This window comes from Mesobacillus sp. (assembly GCF_049588175.1).
Taxonomy (GTDB): Bacteria; Bacillota; Bacilli; order Bacillales; family Cytobacillaceae; genus Mesobacillus.
The window spans coordinates 1-2,504 of the sequence record NZ_JBAVFI010000547.1 but is presented as its reverse complement, the minus strand read 5'-3'; the positions used below and the strand labels follow the sequence as shown (position 1 = coordinate 2,504).

2 protein-coding genes and 1 other annotated feature are annotated in these 2,504 nt (G+C 40.9%); both genes read left to right on the top strand.

Annotation, left to right across the window (positions count from 1 at the left end; genetic code table 11):
* The first annotated feature begins 36 nt into the window (after positions 1-36).
* The gene (locus tag WB217_RS13445) at positions 37-765 is read left to right on the top strand and encodes a YqcI/YcgG family protein (protein ID WP_423993723.1); all 729 of its coding nucleotides are present in this window, start codon (positions 37-39) and stop codon (positions 763-765) included.
* Positions 766-1,151: 386 nt separating this feature from the next.
* Positions 1,152-1,363, top strand: a binding site (T-box leader).
* A gap of 94 nt (positions 1,364-1,457) precedes the next feature.
* Positions 1,458-2,504 (top strand): proline--tRNA ligase (proS, locus tag WB217_RS13440; RefSeq protein WP_423993722.1); only part of this gene is annotated, 1,047 nt, incomplete at its 3' end.

Sequence of the window (2,504 nt, the reverse complement as noted above, 5' to 3'; positions counted from 1 at the left end):
ATTAAGTTACTAACTAACTGATTTGAGGTGTTTTTCATGAAAGTAAAAAACAGCTATTTATTCACCAAAGAAGATATGGTCAATCCTGAACTTGTTCCAGAATGGGTAATCAGGGAATATAAGAATTTTCACGAGGTTGTTACTAATAGAGAGTTCCCATGCTATTTCGGTATGTCAGCAGAGAAAAAAGGGGAACTTCGCTATTCATATATCAGCAAGGATAATTGGAATGAATTGCCTGGTGCCATTGAGGAGTTTATTGCACTTTTTGATGATAATAAACCCTTGATCCGGCATGGACTGTTTGTATTCGTCGAGCCTGAAATTGAGGAGAAGACCATCGAATATTATCGAGAGTACTTCTGGAATGTCCTCCAATTCTTGCATGAAAAGGATACAAAGCCTTGGCCTGCTGATTATCCAACGGACCCAGACCATCATCTCTGGGCATTCTCATTCGCTGGGGAACCTTTCTTTGCATTTGGCAACGCTCCTGCTTACAAACAGCGTAAAACCCGGGACCTTGGCAATAGTCTTGTACTAGGTTTTCAGCCTCGTCGAATTTTCAATGGTCTTGAAGGGACTTCAAAAGGCGGAATCATGTCTCGTGAAAAGGTAAGGGAGCGAGTTGAAAAATGGGACAACCTGCCGAAACACCCAAATGTAAGTCATTATGGCGATCCTGATCACAGGGAGTGGAAGATGTATTTTATTGGCGATGATAGCAAGCCGATTGAAGGTAAATGCCCCTTTCATCATAAATAAGCAAAAGAGACTAAATCCTAGATGATTTAGTCTTTTTTTGTTTGAAATCTTTGAAAATTTCCATTAGTATGATAGGAAGATAATTACATATCAGAGATTGGATGATTTCATGAAGTTAAAAAGTTTTCTCATAGCTTTTGGCACCTTTGTTTCCGTGACAGGTTTACTTTACTTAATTGGTTATACCTTTCAGATCACACTCCTTATTTTTCACCATCAGCACAATCAGACAGCTGAAGGCTTCACTTCAGAGTCAAGATCATTATTGCCCTTCATAATAGGATTGGGTGCAAGCTACATTGCTGAAAAGATGTACTTAAGCAAAAAATATGATTTTTCAAATAAAAATTGACAGTGATTTATTTTCTATATATAATCATCAAAAAATAGTAACGTTGACGAGGATCAGTAAAGTGGAATGAAGTCATTTCCAGAGAGGGGGCTGAATGCTGAAAAGCTCCTATTGGCCGCCATTTGAACCTGCCTCTGAGTTCCGGATCGGATACATTGAAGATCACGGCGGATTATTCCGTTATCATTTCGAGATAAAGCATCGCTTTATGATTTAGGGTGGTACCGCCAGGCCTTGGCCCCTTTTGGGATCAAGGCCTTTTTGCGTTCCTTTGAAACAGAGCTGGTTATTTCGAGAAGTTTTTTACAAAATTAAAGTATATAAAAGACGGGGTGCAGACATGGCTAAAGAATTTGTTAAAGAAATTACGTCAATGGATGAAGATTTTGCTCAATGGTATACGGATGTTGTTACGAAGGCAGACTTAATTGACTATTCAAGCGTAAGAGGTTCCATGATTATCCGTCCATATGGATATTCACTTTGGGATAATATCAAAAATGAACTTGACTCTCGCATTAAAGAAACAGGACACGAAAATGTCTACATGCCACTTTTCATTCCTGAGAGCTTATTGCAAAAAGAAAAGGATCATATCGAAGGATTCGCACCAGAGGTTGCATATGTGACTCATGGAGGGTCAGAAGAACTTGCAGAGCGACTGGTTGTCAGGCCTACTTCTGAGGTGCTTTTCTGTGAGCACTACAAAAACATCATCCATTCTTATCGAGACCTTCCAAAACTCTATAACCAATGGGCAAATGTCGTGCGCTGGGAAAAGACAACAAGACCTTTCCTGAGAACACTTGAATTCTTATGGCAGGAAGGACACACGTGCCATGCGACATATGAAGAAGCTCTTGAAGAAACTGTAAAGATGCTGAAGGTTTACGCAGATGTTTGTGAAAACATCCTGGCGATCCCAGTTGTCCAGGGTCAAAAAACCGATAAAGAGAAATTCGCTGGCGCTAAGCTTACTTATACAATTGAAAGCCTGATGCATGATGGAAAGGCTCTCCAGACAGGAACTTCGCATCATCTAGGTGACGGTTTTGCCAAGGCGTTCGGCATACAGTATACCGATAAGGAAGGACAGCTTCAGTATGTTCAGCAAACATCATGGGGTTTTACAACAAGGGTCATCGGGGCAATGATCATGGTACATGGAGACGACCGGGGATTAGTCATTCCTCCAAACGCTGCCCCAACGCAAGTCATGATCGTGCCAATTGCACAGCATAAAGAAGGCGTACTCGATTTTGCCTACGAACTAAAATCAAAACTTTCAAATGTTGCACGTGTAGGCATCGATGCAAGTGATAAAAAGCCAGGGTGGAAATTCAACGAATACGAAATGAAGGGGATTCCAGTAAGGCTTGAGGTAGGC